The following is an 18,633-nucleotide window of genomic DNA, read 5'->3' as shown; positions in this document are numbered from 1 at the left end:
CGCTGCGGCTTAGTGGTGGCGCCGATCTTCGGCTGCACCTGCATCTCCCCAGCCGTATTCATCGTCGTCTCCAGCCAATTGTGCAAGCAACATCGGCTTGATGACCTTCACCGAATGGCGACCTACGCAGCCCAGGACGCCCTTTGTGCTGAGTTTGGTGATCGTGCGCGAGACGGTCTCGATCGTCAGGCCGAGATAGTCCGCCATGTCCTGGCGTGTCATCGGCAGCTGCACCATCGACTGGACGTCGCTCTTGGCCGCTGCCCTGCGAAGGTGCTTCAACAGGAATGTGCAGAGGCGTTCCTCAGCGCTCTTGCACGAAAGCAGTACCATCTGGTCCTGGGCAGCGGCCATTTCATCACAAACCCGTTCGAACACCTGCGGGCGCAGTTCTTCCGAATCTTGTACGGCTGCCTCGAAATTCTTTTTGGTCAGCCGGCGAACCTTTGTCCCGACAATTGCTTCGGCGCTGTAGAGGTAATTGCGCTTCAGCGACACGCCGAGAAGATCACCGTCGAAAACAAAACCGGTGATGACCCGGCGACCGTCCGAAATGATCCGGAAGATGCGCAATGCGCCTTCGACGACCTCGAAAACGTGCTTTGCTTCGTCGCCCTCGAAGAAGATCGACTGGCCGGGGTGAATAAACTCGACCGGCTGCCGCGAGAACAGACCATTGAGCGTTTCCGGCTCTGCTTCATGAAGAAGAGTTGCTGCTGTGCGTTCGCGATTATAGCTGGTGAGAAGCATGGTATTAACCCCGTCGTTTGATAGGGGTAGTTGACCTGTCGGCAGTAACACGCGAATGCTACGGCCGTAAAAGACGGTTCGAATTGGTAACAGTTTGTAACAGCCCGGCTAGTTTTTATGTCTATTGACCCAGCCCATGCGGCACACATCCTCGTCGTCGATGACGATCCTCGTATCCGCCAGATGCTTTCCCGTTATTTCGAGGGTGAAGGCTATCGGGTTACAACCGTACCCGATGGCGTCGAGATGAACGTTGCGATGCGTCAAAATAGTATCGACGCCGTGCTGCTCGATCTCTCGCTTCCGGGTGGACGCGACGGACTCGACCTTGCGCGCGATATCCGTGCCAAATCCGACGTGCCGATCATGATGCTGACCGGCCGCGACGACGTCGTCGATCGCATCATCGGCATCGAGATCGGCGCCGATGATTACATCGCAAAACCTTTCCATTTGAGAGAAGTGCATGCCCGCCTGAAATCTATATTGAGGAGGCGGCAGCCAGCCACACCGCGGGTTGTGCAGGAAGAGGATCAGGTTATCCGCTTCGAAGGCTGGGCCCTCAATATTTCGCGGCGACAGCTGCTCGATCCTGCTGGGGCCGAAATCGAACTGACGACGGGCGAATTCGACATGCTCGCAGCGTTTCTCAACCACGCCGGACGTGTTCTGACGCGTGACTTCCTCATGGACATGACACGCGGCCGACAGCTTGAGGCGTTCGACCGCACGATCGACGCCCAGATTGTCAGGCTTCGACGAAAGATCGAGGCGGATGTCAAACATCCCCAGTTCATCAAGGCGATCCGCGGCGTGGGCTACATTTTCACCGGCAAGATAGGATAATCCGGCGGGGCCTCGTCATCGACCCCGCAAATCAGCCCATGGTCCCATGGTCCGCGCTCCAGAAAGCCGGTCAGTACGGACCAATCCGGAGGCAGGGCTGTCCATATGTGGATCGTTCGGCATTTCTCTCTGATCGCAAAATTCCTGACAGCTGAAAAAAGTAGGCCCAGCACCTGCCTGTTGTCGACCAGGCTCACCGATACGAAGAGCGGGACTTCGACCTGGCGTCGAAGGTCCCCGTCACCTCTAACCGCGACATAGGCTATGCCCCGGATATAGCCCATGCTGTCCTTGACGATGAACCAGCAGCGGCACAGCAATGTCGTGGCCGTGAGCGCGGTCCACTGCTCCAGATCGACTCCCGGCATGGCTCGTTCAATCAGTGCATAGGCACGCAATGCGTCTCTGGGGCTAAGTGTGCCGATCTTGTAGCCCATTCGATTCGTCCGCACCGTCTGCACGTTTATTGTTGATCAGATGACAGCCGAGCTATTTTGACGCACCCAAAGGATGTCACCTTGATGCTAATCAACCGCAGGCTGGAATGCTGAAGGCACGGAAGCGCGGATTACTGCAGCGCTCTACCCTTGATGGGGGAAGACGCTCTCGACAGCGCCTCACGACGAAACCGTGCGACCGCACCAAACAGCGCACTGACGCTCGCCGCACCAAATATGCCAATCAAGAGACCTGCTCCGCACCATATCACTCCGGCTAAACTGACTGGGAAAGACGGCATGAAGCCCCGCCAGGCATCGCTGAAAATTCTGTCATCCGGTTGCCTTGCGATCACCAGAGGCCTCAGGACAGACGAGGCAGCCGCAAGATCTTCAAGTTGGTCCGAAAGCAACTGATATCGCGCTACGCTTCGCCGCATTGCATCAACCTGCTGGTGCAGAGAGCTCTCGTTCGAGGAGGCGTAAATATTCAATGCCGTTTGCCGATCGAGGCCGGCATGATTTGCCTGTTCGTCGAAAATTTGGATGGCAGTTGTAAGCTCGTCTACCGCGCCGGCGAGACGTTCACGATATTGCTGGGCGAATTCCGGCGCCTGAGAAAACATCAAGGCGAAATACCCAACAATCAGCACTGCCAGCACCCGGCGAACAAGAAACACGGCTAACCCTCGGCTTCGTCATAGTCGTCAACGAATCCGGATCGCAAAGGTTGCAATTCAAAGTAAGCCGATACCTGCAAGTTTAAGCCTTATCGTGTGGGACGCGGCTCCTTCACCCGCTCCATCCTGAACCCGAGACCGATCAACCGGCCGGAAAGATGGGCCAGAACCGGCCATCGGGCGATCCCGCGAATGAAACCGGGTGGGCCTTTGCGCTTGTGCTCATTCGCCTGATCCGCCCGCCGGCTGCTGCGCATCATTAACTGCAACTTCTGCGTCGCTCGAGTGGGAAAGCTGCGGCGTTTTTCGACGGCTGCGAGATCAGCATCGGCAAGCCTGCCTTCGCGAAGCGGACGCGAGAGGATATTTGCAGCCGCGACGGCATCCTGGATGGCGAGGTTCACGCCCACCCCGCCGATCGGAGACATGGCATGTGCCGCATCGCCAATGCAGATCAATCCTGACCGCCACCACTGCCTGAGGCGATCGATCCGCACCGTCAGAAGGCTCGTATCGGAAAATGACCGTATTTCATCCATGCGTGATGCCGGAAGCGGCGAGACATCCGCCACCATCTTTCGGAAAGCTTCGATGCCATGATCGCAGATTTGAGCGAATGTCGTCCGACGGATGACATAACCGCATTGCCAGTAGTCACCGCGATCGATCAGGACGAAACCCTGCCTTGGGCCTGCATGGCCCATGACCTCGTTGGGATCGCCATCCTGTTTCGAAAGCTTCATCCAGACGACTTCACTCGGCACGCCGAAATTTTCGACACGCAGCCCAGCTTTGGCGCGAATGACGGAATTACGGCCATCGGCACCGACGACAAGATCACTCTCAATCTGAATGTCGCCTTCTGCCGTTCGGGCAACAATGCCCGAGACCCTGCTACCATCTTCGACGACGCGGGTAATCTCGGCATTCATGATCAGCCGGAAATTGGGAAAGTCTTGCGCGGATGCCGCCAGGAAATTCAGAAAATCCCATTGCGGCATGAAGGCGATGAAACGGTTTTTCACCGGCAGTCGGGAAAAATCCGCAATCGTGATCGTCTTTCCTCCCATCTCGGCCGAGAGCTTTTCAGCCCGCGTATGCGGCAGGGCGAGAAATGCGTCTATCAGGCCAAGCTGATCGATCACTTCAAGCGTCGAGGGATGGATGGTGTCACCACGAAAATCCCGCAGAAAATCCGCATGTTTTTCGACAACGGTGACATCGACCCCGGCCCGCGCCAGCAGAAATCCGAGCATCAGCCCGGCAGGGCCGGCACCGGCAATGACACAGGTCGTCTTGATCTTCACGATTTCGCTCATCGCTCCATTTCGCTCCGATCAGCCGCCGGATCAAGTCGTATCAGATCACATCTGCCGCATCGCAACCGGTCTTGTGGCCGCCATCGTTCACTTGTAGACCAACGGCAACAGTGAATATGGAAACGGCATGGCAGACATGGATAGACGCCGCATCAGCATTCTCGGGTCGACTGGCTCGATCGGCGTCAACACGCTCGACGTGGTAGCGCAGCTGGGTGGACGGGATGCGTTCGACATCGTCGCAATCACGGGCAACAGCAATGTCACGCTGCTCGCAGAACAGGCCGTGACGTTCGGCGCCCGCCTCGCCGTCACGGCCGACGACAAGCAATATGCGACGCTGAAGGATGCGCTTGCCGGCACCGGCATCGAGGTTGCTGCCGGTCGCGCGGCACTCGTGGAAGCAGGCCAGCGCCCGTCCGATTGGGTCATGGCTGCGATCGTCGGCACCGCCGGCCTCGCGCCGACGGTCGCTGCCGCCGAACGCGGCGCAGATATCGCGCTTGCCAACAAGGAATGCCTGGTTTCCGCCGGCGAACTCTTCGTCAAGGCCGTCGCGGATGGCGGCGGCAAGCTCATTCCGGTCGACAGCGAACATAGCGCGATCTTCCAGTCGCTGGAGGATGATCAGCGTCACGCAGTCGAGCGGATCGTGCTCACCGCATCCGGCGGGCCTTTCCGCACCTGGAGCCGCGAGCAGATGGCGAATGTGACCGCCGATGTTGCGCGCGCCCATCCCAACTGGTCGATGGGCCTGAAGATCTCGATCGGCAGCGCCTCAATGTTCAACAAGGCGCTTGAAATGATCGAGGCCAAACACCTCTTCAATGTCCGCCCTGACCAGATCGAGGTGATCGTTCATCCGCAGTCGATCATTCATTCCATGGTCGGCTACACCGATGGCTCAGTGCTTGCCCAACTCGGTTGCCCCGACATGCGCACCGCCATCGGTTATGCCCTCACCTATCCGGATCGCCCGAAGCTCGATGTCGAACGACTGGATTTCGCCAAGCTGGCGCGGCTGGACTTCGAAGCACCGGACGAGACGCGTTTTCCGGCATTGCGGCTTGCGCGCACCGCCATGGATCGCGGCGGCGTGCAGGGTGCGGTGATGAATGCGGCGGAAGAAACCGCCTTCAACGCCTTCCTGGAAAAGCGTATCGGCTTCCTGCAGATGGCGGATATCGCCGAGGACGTGATGGAAGACATGGTCGGCTACGGTTCCGCCATCACCATGGACGACGTCTTTGCTGCCGACGCGGAAGCCCGACGTCGTGCTGCTGAAGCAATTGCCCAAAAGGAAATGGCCGCATAAGCGGCCATTTTTCTTTAACTCAGAATTTTTGGATCAAGCCACATGCCGCGCCAGCGCGCAGCGTGACCAGAGCTGATGCAGCGAGGCGACCAGATGCTCAAGATCGGCATCTGAATGTAGCGGCGTCGGCGTGATGCGCAAACGCTCGGTCTTGCGCGGCACGGTTGGATAGTTGATCGGCTGCACATAGATATTGCAGTTATCCATCAACAGGTCTGAAATCCACTTGCACTTGGCGGCATCGCCGACCATGACAGGCACGATATGGCTGGGGTTCGGCATATGCGGAATGCCCTTGGCGTCGAGCATGCTGCGCAGCTTGCGGACACGCTCCTGATGGCGCGCACGCTCCATCTGGCTGACCTTCAGATGCTTGATCGAGGCAATCGCACCAGCAGCAAGAGCCGGCGGCAAGGATGTCGTGAAGATGAAGCCGGAAGCGAACGAACGGACGAAATCGCAAAGTGCCGTGGACGCTGTGATATAGCCACCCATCACGCCGAACGCCTTGGCAAGTGTGCCCTCGATGATCGTCACACGATGCATCAGGCCTTCACGCTCGGCAATACCGCCGCCGCGCGGACCGTACATGCCGACTGCATGAACCTCGTCGAGATAGGTCATTGCGCCATACTTGTCGGCCAGATCGCAGATTTCCTTGATCGGCGCGATATCGCCATCCATCGAATAGACGCTTTCGAACGCGATCATCTTCGGCGCCTTCGGATCGGCGGCCGCAAGCTTGGCTTCCAGGTCGATGAGATCGTTGTGCTTCCAGATCACCCGTTCGCACTTGCCGTGACGGATACCCTCGATCATCGAGGCATGGTTGAGCGCGTCGGAGAAGATGATGAGACCGGGAATCTTCTGACCTAGCACACCGAGAGTTGCCCAGTTCGACATATAGCCGGAATTGAAGATAAGGCCGGCTTCCTTGCCGTGCAGATCAGCGAGCTCGCGCTCAAGCAGAACGTGGTAGTGGGTGGTGCCAGAAATATTCCGGGTGCCTCCCGCACCCGCGCCACAGTGATCTATGGCCTCGTGCATGGCCGCGATCACGGCCGGATGCTGGCCCATACCGAGGTAATCGTTGGAACACCAGACAGTCACATCCTTCGTGCCATCGGGCGTGTGGTGCGTCGCTCGCGGGAAACTTCCGCGCTGTCGTTCGAGATCGGCGAACACGCGGTAACGGCCTTCCTGATGCAGTCCGTCCAGTTCGCTTTTGAAAAATGCCTCGAAATCCATGCTTACGCTCCAAAAACTGCGTTAGGCTTTTTTTGATTTTTGCCAGCTTCTTCGTCAAGCCTGAAGAGGCTGTTCACGCTTGCCTGCGGCAATAGGCCCATTTTAGATTTATTCCAATCCTAATCTTAGTGGTAGCCGAAATGTGAAGATTGACCCACATCAAGCGCCTGGTGAAAAAATCTGCCCGAATTGGACACAAGCAACGTTGACAGACAGTGATTGAACAACCGGCCTCGCCACAATCCTAGGCAGCATTCTTCATCGTTTTCGGCAATCCAAACAATAAAATACATTGCTCATATGGACTCTTTACAAGCGAGACCTATTGTTCCAACGGAAACGTAGCGCCATCAGAGAATGGTTGCGACGAAACGAAACCGGAGAAAGCCATGAAGAAGGCTCTGATTATGTTGATGGTGGGCGCATCGCTCGCAAGCTGCACTGCGACCGAGCAGGGAGCTGGCATTGGAGCTGCATCAGGCGCCATTATCGGTGGCGTTGCCACCGGCAACGTTCGTGGCGCGGCAGTCGGCGCAGCCGTTGGCGGCGTGGCCGGCGCGCTGATCGGCAATGTCTCCGAACAGCCGGGCCAGTGCTACTATCGTGACCGCTATGGTCGCCGCTACATCGACGATTGCCCGCGCCGTTATTAAAGCGCGGTAAGCGACATAACGTCAGATATTTCAAATATGTGGCCCCGAAGCCAGCTTCGGGGCCTTTTATTTCATCAAATCATCATGCAGCCGAGATCAAGGGTACCCCTTTTAGGATTTTCCGGGTACAGAGGTTTCAAGCGACCATGAGGGTCTTCACCGACAGCTGCGATACTTAAGTCTGCGTATGGAAAAGAGAAAAGCTGGGAGGATGAGCGACTGGAGCAGCCGGCGGCGAAGCCTGGCCTGCTTGCTGGCTGGTAGCCTGGCTCTTTCGCCCGTCTTTGCGCCCGAAGCATACGCATTCAAGATTTTCGGCATCACCCTGTTCGGCAGCGACGAGGAAACCGTCGAGGTCATCGACCCGGTTCGTTATGAAGCAACGATCGAAACGGGCGACGCGGACGGCGACCTTGCTGACCGGCTGAAATCGGCCGCCGCACTTGTGAATGACGACGAAAAGCCGGTTTCCGGTGATCTCGGCATCATCGTCAAGGCTCGGGAGGACCGGGACCGTCTGGTGGCCGTTCTCTACGAAGAAGCCCGATACGGCGGCATCGTCAACATATCGATCGCCGGAACCGATATCGACCAGCTCCCTCCTAATCCGACATTCGACCATTCCAAGCCTGTTCCGGTAACCGTGAATGTGACGCCCGGTCCCGAATTCAAGCTCGGCGCAGTGCGATTCGAGGGAGACGCGGCGGGCAGAAACCCTGCTGATTACGATCTGGAACCGGGCGGACCGGCCGGCTCGCTGATCATCCTGAAAGCCGGCGAAAAGATCGTTGTCGACTTGAAGGAAGAGGGACGTCCGCTGGCCCACCCTCTCCAGCGACAGATCACGGCAGATCATGCAAAGAGGACAGTCGATGTGGTGCTTGGCGCTGTCGGCGGACCTGTGGCGCCGTTCGGCACAGTAACGGTCAAGGGCGCTCGGGCCGTCAATCCTGACTTCATCCAGAGTTACTCCCGTCTCGACCGACGCGAACGCTACTCTCCGGAACAGCTCAAAAAAGCCTCGGAACGTCTGCGCCAGCTTGGCGTATTCTCCAGCATCACCATCCATGAGGCCGACAGCTTGGCTCCCGATGGTTCCCTGCCGCTTGCGATCGAGGTATCGGAAGGCAAGTTTCGCTATTTCGGCTTCGGTCTTGAATACGCGTCGACCGATGGCGCAGGGGTTCAGGGATATTGGGGACACCGCAACCTGTTCGGCCAGGCCGAATCGCTGCGGCTCGAAGGCTCCGTCTCCGGCATCGGCGCGACCGATGTGACGACATTCGATTATTCCGCCGGCATTACCTTCACCAAACCCGGCTTCTACGTGCCGGAAGCGACCTTCATTTCCAAGCTCGAAGCCAAGAGCGAAAACCCGGACGACATCTACGAAGCCCAGTCGATCACCTATTCCGCCGGCATCGCTTACGAACTCAACGCCACCGACAAGGTAACCGGCGGCGGCGAGATCTCCTACATCCGGGCCGACGACGCGTTTGATCGCAATGACTACCTGACCTTCAGCCTGCCGGTATCCTTCGAGCGCGACACACGAGACAACAAGCTCGATCCGACCGAGGGCTATTACGGAACAGTCTCCGCCAAGCCGAGTTATGAGGCGCTGAAGGGTAACGTCTTTTCGTCATTCGAGGGCTCTATCGCGGGTTATTATGGGCTTGGCGCCGAAGACAAGGTGGTTCTCGCAGCCCGGCTCGGTGCCGGCACGCTGGTCGGAACCGGCGACTTGCAGGACATTCCGGTAACCCGCCGCTTCTACCAGGGCGGGGGCGGATCAGTGCGTGGTTACAGCTATCGCGAGATATCGCCCTATAATGACGATGACGATGCGGTAGGTGGCCGCTCCTACGTTTTGGCGTCTTTCGAAACGCGCATAAAAGTGTCAGAGAATATCGGCATCGTTCCGTTTATAGACGTTGGAACGGTAGCAACCGAAATCGTGCCTGATTTCTCTGATATTCGCGCGGGTGCAGGATTGGGTTTGCGTTATGCAACACCCTTTGGTCCAATTCGCTTGGATTTCGCAGTTCCACTCAGGCGCTATGACGGTGGAAATTCTTTCGGTATCTACGCTGGCATCGGCCAGGCTTTCTAAAGAGGCAGCAACACTATTATGACATTCATCGTCCGCCTTCTGAAATGGACATTGAGAGCCGCGATCGCGGCAATCGGCGTCCTTTTCGTCATGGCGCTCGGCGTTGTTCTCTTCGTCGCCTTCACGCCTGTCGGCGGCGATATGGCTGCCAGCCGCATATCGTCACTTGTGTCCACTCCCGATCGCTCGATCACATTCACGCGGCCCGAAGGCCTGCTGACCGGTGATCTTCGCGTCGGCGCACTGACGCTGTCCGACAGCAAAGGCCCTTACGCCCAGATCAATGGCATCGAGATCGACTGGTCGCCGACGGCGCTGATCACCGGCGAGTTCCGCGCCGACCGCATCACCGCAGGCGCGATCGATGTCTATCGTCCACCGGAACCAACCGCTGCAAAGCCTGCCACAACCACGACTTCGTCGGGAGGCACGACATTGCCCGTCGGCATCAGGGTCGCACAACTCGACCTGCCGGACATCAATCTCGCTCAGGCGCTATCGGGCCGCGACTTCGCACTTTCCCTGAAAGGGTCGATCGATGCGACGGGGCCGAATATCGCGCTGGATCTTCAGGCGACCCGCAAGGATGAGCCGGATGCCAGAGCGCTTGCCGACATCGTTTATGCTCCCTCCGAAAATCGCCTGACACTCAAGGCATCGGTATCCGAGCCGCAGGGCGGGCTTCTCGCACGCCTGCTGCGGCTACCCGGCGCTCCGGCCGTGCAACTCGCCCTCGATGGAGAGGGCCCCTTGTCCAACTGGGCCGGCAAGCTGTCCGGGAATGTCGACGGCCAGCCGGTTATCTCGGTCGATGGTCGGCATGTGATGGTCGATAATGGCGGGCACCGCGTCGAGGTCAAAGGCGGCGGCCAGCTTGCCACTCTGATGCCGCCTGCACTTCGCGACCTGTTCGACGGCACGACCGATATCGATATCGCGGCAACCTATTCGAAATCGGGCCGCGTCGATTTCCAGCGCGGCCAGCTGACCTCGGGTGCCGTACGCATTTCCGCCAAGGGAGCCTGGGACCCCAAGGGTGATAACAGCCTGACGGCAAGCCTTGCCGGCACCAAGGGACCGGTCGAAGTGGCATGGCCGATCAACGGCCAGCCAAGCCGCTTTTCGCTCGAAACCCTAAATTTCACCCTGACCGGAGCAGCCGCGGCCGCGCGCTTCAACGCCACCGCATCGCTTCCCTATGCCGAGCTTCCGCAAGGCCGCTTCCGCCAGATCCGGCTTCAGGCGGAAAGCGAGGATCTCGATCTCATTGCCCGCGCCGGCAGCATTCGTAGCCGTTTTACCGTCGGCGAACTGAACTTCGCCAACCCTGATATCGGCCGCATGGTCCGGGGTCCGGTAACGCTCGACGCACCCTTGCGCCTTGCGCCGCCGGCGATCGGGCTTGATGCCGCCACCTTCGAAAGCGCAGGCTTCAACGGCACCGTCAGCGGTGCCTACGACACGTCGAAGCAGGCGGTGACCGGCAATTTCCGCCTCTCGGCCAATCCGAGCATCCTGCCGCCGGCACTCGCGCCGCGCTTTGAAGGCGCCATCGCTGCAGAAGGATATGTGGACGTCGTTCAAGGCGGCCGCATGAGCCTGGAAAACCTCGTTATCAAGTCGAACGCGCTGGAAGCCCATGGCAACGTGCTGATGGAAAACGGCAACGTTTCCGGCCGGCTTGCCGGTCGCCTACCGGATATCAAGCGCTGGCTGGGTGACGCGGAAGGCGCCGCAGGCTTCGACATTTCCGCGAAGGGCCCGCTGACCGGCGCGAATGTCAGAGCCGTCATCAATTCAGCCGAAGCCCGGCTTGCCGGCCGCAGGCTGGAAGACCTGAGCCTCATCCTCGAAGGCACGGCAAATCCCGATGCGCCGCAGGGCCGCCTTACCGTCAACGGCTCGATCGACAGCAAGCCGATCCGCATCAGCAGCGACTTGGCATCGGCGAACGGCGAAACCCAGGCTCCGGCGATCAATGCCGAAATCGGTCCGAACAAGCTGACCGGTGCCCTGACCTTCTCGCCCGAATTCATGCCGTCCGGCCAGCTCCAGTTCGATTTCCCCGACGTATCGCTGCTTGCAGCGCTGGCCGCTCAGCAGGCCCAGGGTGATCTCAAGGGTTCCGTCACCTTCAATCGCGAAGGCCAGACAACCGGTGCCGTCATCAAGGCGAACGGTTCGGCAATTCGACGCGGCAATGCGGGCCTGGTGCAGCCGGCAATCGACCTGACCATACCGGACATCAAGACCATCGCCGCACAGGGCTCTATCCGTGCCGCGCGTCTTGGAACCGACAGCATCTTCCTTGAAGGCCTGAATGTCGGATTGGATCACTCCGGCACGACGACCTCGATCGACCTGTCAGCCAATTACGACGGCGCGCCTTTGACCACCAAGGCGACGATCGAAACCGCAAATGGTCTTGCCATCGGCCTGCAAAATTTCGAGGCAACACCGCGCAAGATCCCGGTACGTCTGGAAAATCCGACACGCATCGTCATCGAGAACGGCGGCGCACGCCTGTCGAACCTCACCCTTGCGACCGGCACCGGCAGCGTTTCTGTAAACGGCACGGCAGGCTCAACGCTCGATGTGGCCGCAACGATCAATGCGCTGCCGGCAAGCCTGCTCAACACCTTCCTGCCCACCATCCACGCGGCAGGCAACATTTCGGGCACGATCAATGCAACGGGCACAAGCTCTGCTCCCGCAATACGATATGATTTAGAATGGAGTGATGCCCAGCTTCGCCAGATGCGCGACGCTGGCATCAGTCCGTTTCGCATCTCTGCGACCGGCACCTTTGCAGATGGCGCAGTCACACTAGACGAAACGCGCATTGCCGGCAGCGGCGGCATGGAAATCACCGCCGACGGCAAGGTACTTCTCAACGCGAACGGTGGCCCGGCACTGAACATCAATGCCCGCGCCAAGGCTATTCCCGCCAGCATCGCCAATGCCTTCGTTCCCAGTCTCGGCGCCGAGGGCATGATTTCCGGCACTGTCACAGCCACCGGCACACCCCAGGCACCTGCAGTCCGTTACAATCTCCGCTGGGACAATGCAGCCGTCAGCCAGACCTCGACTGCCGGCGTTGCAGCAGTAGACATAACCGCTGAAGGCACATTTCAGGATGGCCGCGTTACCGTCGACACTCGCCTTTCCGGCGGAGGAGGCATCGCGCTCTCGGGCGGGGGCACAGCCGTGATTACCGGTGACCGGCCGCTCGATCTCAAATTCTCCGGCAACCTTCCCTTCTCCATTCTTGCAGGCCAGCTTTCCGCGCAGGGCTTCATTCTGGAAGGCACCGGCAATGTCGACATCGCAGTACGAGGCAATGCAGCGTCTCCGGCGATTACCGGCACGCTTGTCACATCCGGCTCGCGCTTCATTGATGTCCGCCGAAACCTCGCGATCAATTCGCTTACCGCCAATATCGCATTGGACGGCAAGACCGCACGTCTCTCGGGCATCTCGGGTTCGCTATCAGGGGGCGGAACCGTCACAGTTGATGGCACCGTCGGCATCGAACCCGCATCCGGCTTCCCCGCAGACCTGACGATCAGGCTGGCCCAGGCGAGTTATGCCGATGGCACCCTGTTTGCGATCACGGCAGACGGCACTCTCACATTCAAGGGTCCGGTCATGTCCGGCCCCGTACTGGGCGGCGACATCGCGCTGACCAAGGCTTCGATCACCGTTCCGGCCAAGCTGCCGACCTCGCTGCGTTCGATCGATATCCGGCACCGCAACGCACCGGCTGCAGTTCTGCGACAGATGGAAGAGATCAGGCCGAAACAGGCATCAGGCAGCTCCAACCCCATCAGGCTCGAACTCAAGGTACGCGCACCAAACGGCATCTTCGTCCGCGGCCGCGGCATCGATGCGGAACTTGGCGGGGAACTGACCGTCGCAGGCACGGCGATCGAGCCGCAGGTATCGGGCGGCTTCGAAATGCGCCGCGGCCGTATCATCATCCTGACCAAACGTCTCGATTTCACCGAGGGCGATATCACCTTCGGCGGTGGCCTGATCCCGGTCCTCAACATGTCGGCGGACACGACATCAGGCTCCACCACGATCACAGTCGGCGTAACCGGAATGGCCGACGACCCGACCATCGCCTTTACGTCCTCCCCTTCTCTGCCGCAGGATGAAGTTCTGGCACAGCTGATCTTCGGCCAATCCATGTCGCGGCTGTCGCCGCTGCAGATCGCCCAATTGGCGGATGCCGTGAGCCAGCTTGCCGGCGGTGGCTCGACCTCGCTTCTGCAGACGTTGCGCAGCAATCTCGGCGTCGATGATCTGGACGTCAACACCGATGCAACAGGCCAGACGACCGTTTCGGTTGGCCGTTACATCAATAACCGCACCTATCTTCAGGTGGAGCAGGGCGGCGAAGGCGGGGCGCAGGCAACGATCAATCTCGATGTCGGCCGCGGCGTGAAGCTCAAGGCAGGAGCCGGCACCGAAGGCGGCAAGGCCGGTATCTTCTATGAGAAAGAATATTAGGCCCTAGCCTCCAGACCGCGATTTTGCGTTCTATGATTTATGTTTGAGAAATAATCCTCGATTAAAGTCGGCATCGCGCAATCTGAGATTCGCCGTGCTTCGGCGCCGGATTGCGACGTGATGGGACTTGCACCTGAATTCATCGGGCGCAGTAACCGTCATGCGGGCAACGGACAGCTGGGGCATTTCTGATGGCGACCACGATCAATTCCACCATGTATAGCGGCGAAATGCTTGAGATCATCGCCTTCCGTCTTCACGATCAGGAATTCTGCGTCAAGACGACGACGATCCGCGAAATCCGAGGCTGGGCGCCATCCACGCCGCTCCCGCATGCACCGAAGGACGTTATCGGCGTCATGAACCTGCGCGGCTCGGTCATTCCGATCATCGATCTCGCATACAAGCTCGGCATGAAGAGCACTGTTGCCAACGAACGCAGCGCGATCGTTGTCGCCGAAGTACACAACATGGTCATCGGCATGCTCGTTGACCGCGTCTCCGACATCCTCACCATTCCCTCGAGCCAGGTTCAGCCGGTTCCGGAAGTCTCCGCCTCCTTCGACAAGTCCTTCTCCGAAGGGATCATCGCCAACGAGCACGGCATGATCTGCTTCCTGAACCTCGCCAAGATGTTCAAGGGCACCGAGATGGAAGATATTGCTGCCTGAGGCAGGCTTTCACAGCAAAACCAAGTCAAAGAGCCGCGAAAATGCGGCTCTTATTTTTCCTGGCTAATAATTGTAGTTTTAATAAAGGTCACATTAATTTTTTGATGTCCTAATATAGCTGGAAGTTCAGCGCGTTGTCTGAAGCGCAACCTCCATTGACTATATGGCAGTAACCGCCACAAGGTTACGTCTGAGGGACACTCAATGCTGGGACTGGGCAAGACGGCAGGTGCGCTGGACACTCTCGCCGCGATATCGCGATCGCAAGCAGTCATCGAATTCGATCTTGGCGGAAACATCCTAAACGCAAATCCTAATTTCTGCGAAGCGCTCGGTTATTCGCTTGCCGAAATCAGGGGAAAGCACCACCGTATCTTTTGTGAGCCGGATTACGCAGCATCGGCCGAATACAAGGCTTTCTGGGCCAATCTTGCAGCCGGAAATTTCGACGCCAGAGAATATAAGCGGATCACCAAGTCGGGCCGCGAAATCTGGATCCAGGCCTCCTACAACCCTGTTTCGCGCGGTGGCAAGCCCTACAAGGTCATCAAGCTCGCAACCGATATAACCGCAGCGAAGATCAAGGCAACCGAAGACGCCGCCAAGCTTTCCGCCATCAGCCGCTCGCAGGCCGTCATCGAATTCCTCCCCGACGGCACGATCCTGGAGGCAAACGAAAACTTCTGCGCCGGCCTCGGTTATGACCTGTCGGAGATCAAGGGCAAGCATCACCGGATGTTCTGTGAACCCGGCTACGCCGCATCACAGGACTACGCGGAATTCTGGCCACGCCTGGCGAATGGAGAATTCATCGCCGATGAATTCGTCCGTTACGGCAAGGGCGGCAAGGAGATCTGGATCCAGGCGGCCTATAACCCTATTACCGACCTGAACGGCAAGGTCTGCAAGGTGGTGAAATTCGCCACCGACGTGACCCCGCGCATGAGCGCGATCGGCATGCTCGGCACGGGTCTTCGCGATCTGGCAGACGGCAAGCTCGATCAATCGATCGAAACCCGCTTCGTGCCCAGCATGGAATCGACCCGCCAGGATTTCAACTCGGTCGCCGCCAAGCTGCGCGACGCGATGAAGGTCGTCTCGCAGAACGCTTCCGGTATCGCCTCTGCATCGAGTGAAATCCGCGACGCGTCTCAAGAACTGGCAAAACGCACCGAGCAGCAGGCCGCATCGCTGGAAGAGGCAGCCGCGGCGTTGGAGGAAATTACCCGCACTGTCGGCGATTCCAGTCACCGCGCTGAAGAAGCCGGGCGGCTTGTCACCAACACCCGCCAGAATGCCGAACAGTCCGGCCTTGTCGTTCAGCAGGCAATCGCCGCCATGGACGAGATCGCCAAATCGTCCAACGAGATCACCAACATTATCAGCGTCATCGACGACATCGCGTTCCAGACCAACCTGCTGGCGCTCAATGCCGGCGTCGAGGCCGCCCGTGCAGGCGAGGCCGGCAAGGGATTTGCGGTCGTAGCACAGGAAGTCCGCGAGCTGGCGCAACGCTCCGCCAAGGCCGCCAAGGAGATCAAGACGCTGATCAACACCTCGAGCCATCAGGTTTCCGGCGGCGTCGAACTGGTCGGTCGCACGGGCGGCTCGCTGCGGGATATTCTCGGTCAGGTCGCCAGCATTCATGACAATGTTTCCGCCATCGTCGAAGCCTCCCGCGAACAGGCATCGAGCCTACGCGAGATCAGCCAGGCGGTGAACCATATGGATCAGGCGACCCAGCAGAACGCCGCCATGGTGGAAGAGACGACCGCGGCCAGCCACTCACTGGCAAGCGAGGCTAAGAGCCTGCGTGATCTTCTGATGCAGTTCGATATCGGAGAAGGCAAGCGGCTCGCATCCCGACCGGCCGCCCACAGCGCTCCTCAAACCGCCCATGTGGGCACCGCCCCGTTGCGAATGGCGCATGCCAATCTCAAGAGGGCAGCCGGCTGGGAAGATTTCTGAGCTGAAACGGAAAAAGGGAGGCCGATCCGGCCTCCCTCACGATCTCAGTCCTTCGGCTCGAAAGGAGCCGGGCGGCGACCCACACCCTGCCGCTCCAGCATCCAGCCCGGATATTCCGACATCAGCGCGCTGACTTCGTCGAGCTTTTTCAGGTCTTCGGCATCGAGTTTGACCGAAACGGCCTTCAGGTTTTCATCCAGCTGCTCGATCCGCTTGGCCCCAATGATGACGCTGGTGACGAAAGGCTTGGCAAGGATATAGGCGAGCGCCACCGCAGCCACGCTTGTCTCATGCCTGGCCGCAATCTCGCGCATGGCCGCAACGCAGGCCCAGGCGCGGTAATTGTCCACCGGCGGGAAATCGAATTCCTGACGCCGGCCCTCGCCATTGCCGGGCGCGCCGGGACCGTATTTGCCTGAAAGCAGACCACCGGCGAGTGGCGACCATACCATCAGGCCGAGCTTTTCTTCCTGCATCAGCGGCACGATCTCACGCTCCAGGTCACGGCCGGCAATCGAGTAGTAGGATTGCACCGTTTCGAACCGGGCGAAACCTCGCCGTTCCGAAATGCCGAGCGCCTTGGCAATCCGCCACGCTGCCCAGTTGGAAAGCCCGATATAGCGAACGAGCCCGCGTGAAACGAGATCGTCGAGCGCCCTTAACGTCTCGTCGATCGGCGTGACGGTGTCGGTGCCATGGATCTGGTAGAGATCGATATGATCGACCTGCAGTCGCTCAAGGCTTTTCTCGACCGAATCCATGATATGCCCACGCGAGGCGCCACGGTCGTTGGGCTTGTCGCCCATCTGACCCAAAAACTTGGTGGCGATCACGATATCCTTGCGGGCGACGCCGACATTGCGGATGGCCTGACCGAGAATCCGTTCCGAAGTACCGAAGGAATAGACATCGGCCGTGTCGACGAAATTGACCCCGGCCTTGATCGAACGGTCGAGGATCTGGTCGGCTGCATCCTGATCGACGCCGGCGATCTTGCCCCACAAGGCGGCGTTGTCGGCCTCGCCGAAGGTCATCGTGCCGAGGCACAGTTCGGACACGAACAGCCCTGTATTGCCCAATTGATTGTATCGCATGAACGGCTCCATCTGGGAGATATGGTATGTGAAATGAGAAGATGCCCCGGCCGCAGGATTGCACAATCCGCGAAAGGCACGGTGCATCAATAACCGACCTTGGCCGGTTTGGCAATATAAACGGAGGCAGCTCCGCTTATAAAAATGGACCTGAATCCGAACTCAGGTCGAAATCATCACGCGACGTCGGCGACAGATCCCGTGTCGATGCGCTCCGCACCGGCAAATATCTCGAAATCCTCACCACGCGTCAAAGCCACGAGCGTCATCCCGGCCTCTTCTGCGGTACGAATGGCAAGCGCTGTCGGTGCCGAGATCGCCACGAGTGTCGAGCTTCCAAGGATTGCCGTCTTTTGCACCATCTCCACCGAGATGCGGCTGGTGACGACGACGATGCCCTGACCACCCTCTCGCCCAGCGCGGATCACCGCTCCGGCAAGCTTGTCGAGCGCATTATGCCGGCCGACATCCTCACGCACCGCGATCAATCCCTCACCGGGAATGAAAAAACCTGCTCCGTGAACCGCATGTGTCTCTGCATGCAAAGGCTGCGCGCCGTTCAAAGCCGCCATCGCTGCCGTAATGTCTTCAGGCGTCAGTACCACCCCAACATCACGGACATCCGGAACGACCCGCATGGCCTGCTCGATCGACTCGATGCCGCAGAGCCCGCAGCCAACAGGCCCGGCCATATGCCGCCGCCGGGCGCGCAAGGCATCCTCCTTGTTTTCCGCAAGCCGCACCTGCACGTCGAGGCCCTGCCCCTCGTCCAGAACCGTGACCTCCTCAATCTCGGCCATTGAGGCGATGATGCCTTCCGTCAGACTGAAACCGATGGCGAAGTCTTCCAGATCCGCCGGTGTGCCCATCATGACGGCATGGGTGGAGCCACCATAAGAAAAGGCGATTGGCACTTCTGCAGGCACCGCACGCGAGCCTGCGCGGACCACGCCATTCCGGCGAATGATCTCTTGCGCCACGATCGTCGTCCCGAAGCCGGTCATGACCTCTCCTCGATTGCCTT

At 59.2% G+C, this 18,633-nt stretch carries 14 protein-coding genes; 7 read left to right on the top strand and 7 right to left on the bottom strand.

Annotated elements, in window-relative coordinates; genetic code table 11:
- Positions 1-9 precede the first annotated feature (9 nt).
- Positions 10-750 carry a helix-turn-helix domain-containing protein gene (locus tag HNQ72_RS20720; protein ID WP_183994876.1) on the bottom strand — a complete coding sequence of 247 codons (741 nt, stop codon included), beginning with the start codon at positions 748-750 and terminating at the stop codon, positions 10-12.
- 117 nt (positions 751-867) lie between these two features.
- On the opposite strand from HNQ72_RS20720, the gene HNQ72_RS20715 reads away from it, so the two are divergent.
- Complete coding sequence (locus HNQ72_RS20715; RefSeq protein WP_148148196.1) at positions 868-1,596, top strand: response regulator; 729 nt, start codon at positions 868-870, stop codon at positions 1,594-1,596.
- Here HNQ72_RS20715 and HNQ72_RS20710 read toward each other — a convergent pair.
- The 3 genes from HNQ72_RS20710 to HNQ72_RS20700 form a co-directional block, all read right to left on the bottom strand.
- Complete coding sequence (locus HNQ72_RS20710; protein ID WP_183994874.1) at positions 1,569-2,033, bottom strand: hypothetical protein; 465 nt, start codon at positions 2,031-2,033, stop codon at positions 1,569-1,571. The two genes, HNQ72_RS20715 and HNQ72_RS20710, sit on opposite strands and share 28 nt — an antisense overlap.
- Positions 2,034-2,164: 131 nt before the next feature.
- Positions 2,165-2,713 (bottom strand): DUF2937 family protein, encoded by a 549-nt coding sequence (locus HNQ72_RS20705; RefSeq protein ID WP_183994872.1) that lies wholly within the window; start codon positions 2,711-2,713, stop codon positions 2,165-2,167.
- 89 nt (positions 2,714-2,802) lie between these two features.
- On the bottom strand, positions 2,803-4,032 hold the full coding sequence (locus HNQ72_RS20700; RefSeq protein ID WP_183994871.1) for an FAD-dependent oxidoreductase: 1,230 nt from the start codon (positions 4,030-4,032) through the stop codon (positions 2,803-2,805).
- Between the two features lie 127 nt (positions 4,033-4,159).
- On the opposite strand from HNQ72_RS20700, the gene dxr reads away from it, so the two are divergent.
- Positions 4,160-5,347 carry a 1-deoxy-D-xylulose-5-phosphate reductoisomerase gene (gene dxr / locus HNQ72_RS20695; protein WP_183994869.1) on the top strand — a complete coding sequence of 396 codons (1,188 nt, stop codon included), beginning with the start codon at positions 4,160-4,162 and terminating at the stop codon, positions 5,345-5,347.
- Between the two features lie 33 nt (positions 5,348-5,380).
- Here dxr and hemA read toward each other — a convergent pair whose 3' ends face one another.
- Positions 5,381-6,595, bottom strand: coding sequence for a 5-aminolevulinate synthase (hemA, locus tag HNQ72_RS20690; RefSeq protein ID WP_183994867.1), 1,215 nt, complete (start codon positions 6,593-6,595; stop codon positions 5,381-5,383).
- A 389-nt stretch (positions 6,596-6,984) separates the two neighbouring features.
- On the opposite strand from hemA, the gene HNQ72_RS20685 reads away from it, so the two are divergent.
- From HNQ72_RS20685 to HNQ72_RS20665, 5 genes are all read left to right on the top strand, one after another.
- A complete protein-coding gene (locus tag HNQ72_RS20685; protein ID WP_148148190.1) occupies positions 6,985-7,248 on the top strand; it encodes a glycine zipper domain-containing protein in 264 nt (87 codons plus the stop codon).
- Between the two features lie 187 nt (positions 7,249-7,435).
- Positions 7,436-9,361: an autotransporter assembly complex protein TamA gene (locus tag HNQ72_RS20680; RefSeq protein WP_183994865.1), complete on the top strand. Its 1,926-nt coding sequence runs from the start codon at positions 7,436-7,438 to the stop codon at positions 9,359-9,361.
- Positions 9,362-9,379: 18 nt separating this feature from the next.
- Positions 9,380-13,876 carry a translocation/assembly module TamB domain-containing protein gene (locus HNQ72_RS20675; RefSeq protein ID WP_183994863.1) on the top strand — a complete coding sequence of 1,499 codons (4,497 nt, stop codon included), beginning with the start codon at positions 9,380-9,382 and terminating at the stop codon, positions 13,874-13,876.
- A 191-nt stretch (positions 13,877-14,067) separates the two neighbouring features.
- A complete protein-coding gene (locus HNQ72_RS20670) occupies positions 14,068-14,547 on the top strand; it encodes a chemotaxis protein CheW (protein ID WP_183994861.1) in 480 nt (159 codons plus the stop codon).
- A gap of 204 nt (positions 14,548-14,751) precedes the next feature.
- Positions 14,752-16,515, top strand: coding sequence for a methyl-accepting chemotaxis protein (locus HNQ72_RS20665; protein ID WP_183994859.1), 1,764 nt, complete (start codon positions 14,752-14,754; stop codon positions 16,513-16,515).
- A 44-nt stretch (positions 16,516-16,559) separates the two neighbouring features.
- Here the strand turns inward: HNQ72_RS20665 and HNQ72_RS20660 are convergent, their stop codons facing one another.
- Together HNQ72_RS20660 and fdhD are read right to left on the bottom strand one after the other, a co-directional pair.
- Positions 16,560-17,609, bottom strand: a complete 1,050-nt coding sequence (locus HNQ72_RS20660) for an aldo/keto reductase (RefSeq protein ID WP_183994857.1) — start codon at positions 17,607-17,609, stop codon at positions 16,560-16,562.
- Between the two features lie 176 nt (positions 17,610-17,785).
- Positions 17,786-18,613: a formate dehydrogenase accessory sulfurtransferase FdhD gene (gene fdhD, locus HNQ72_RS20655; protein ID WP_183994855.1), complete on the bottom strand. Its 828-nt coding sequence runs from the start codon at positions 18,611-18,613 to the stop codon at positions 17,786-17,788.
- Positions 18,614-18,633: the final 20 nt, after the last annotated feature.

The sequence above is a fragment of the Aliirhizobium wenxiniae genome (genome assembly GCF_014201355.1).
Taxonomy (GTDB): Bacteria; Pseudomonadota; Alphaproteobacteria; order Rhizobiales; family Rhizobiaceae; genus Neorhizobium; species Neorhizobium wenxiniae.
This window is presented reverse-complemented; position numbering and strand designations above follow the sequence as displayed.

Excerpts from the sequence above, each read along its gene's own strand:
- HNQ72_RS20720 (WP_183994876.1), bottom strand. The coding sequence starts at position 750 with ATGCTTCTCACCAGCTATAATCGCGAACGCACAGCAGCAACTCTTCTT.
- HNQ72_RS20715 (WP_148148196.1), top strand. The coding sequence starts at position 868 with ATGTCTATTGACCCAGCCCATGCGGCACACATCCTCGTCGTCGATGAC.
- HNQ72_RS20710 (WP_183994874.1), bottom strand. The coding sequence starts at position 2,033 with ATGGGCTACAAGATCGGCACACTTAGCCCCAGAGACGCATTGCGTGCC.
- HNQ72_RS20700 (WP_183994871.1), bottom strand. The coding sequence starts at position 4,032 with ATGAGCGAAATCGTGAAGATCAAGACGACCTGTGTCATTGCCGGTGCC.
- dxr (WP_183994869.1), top strand. The coding sequence starts at position 4,160 with ATGGCAGACATGGATAGACGCCGCATCAGCATTCTCGGGTCGACTGGC.
- hemA (WP_183994867.1), bottom strand. The coding sequence starts at position 6,595 with ATGGATTTCGAGGCATTTTTCAAAAGCGAACTGGACGGACTGCATCAG.
- HNQ72_RS20685 (WP_148148190.1), top strand. The coding sequence starts at position 6,985 with ATGAAGAAGGCTCTGATTATGTTGATGGTGGGCGCATCGCTCGCAAGC.
- HNQ72_RS20680 (WP_183994865.1), top strand. The coding sequence starts at position 7,436 with ATGGAAAAGAGAAAAGCTGGGAGGATGAGCGACTGGAGCAGCCGGCGG.
- HNQ72_RS20675 (WP_183994863.1), top strand. The coding sequence starts at position 9,380 with ATGACATTCATCGTCCGCCTTCTGAAATGGACATTGAGAGCCGCGATC.
- HNQ72_RS20670 (WP_183994861.1), top strand. The coding sequence starts at position 14,068 with ATGGCGACCACGATCAATTCCACCATGTATAGCGGCGAAATGCTTGAG.
- HNQ72_RS20665 (WP_183994859.1), top strand. The coding sequence starts at position 14,752 with ATGCTGGGACTGGGCAAGACGGCAGGTGCGCTGGACACTCTCGCCGCG.
- HNQ72_RS20660 (WP_183994857.1), bottom strand. The coding sequence starts at position 17,609 with ATGCGATACAATCAATTGGGCAATACAGGGCTGTTCGTGTCCGAACTG.
- fdhD (WP_183994855.1), bottom strand. The coding sequence starts at position 18,613 with ATGACCGGCTTCGGGACGACGATCGTGGCGCAAGAGATCATTCGCCGG.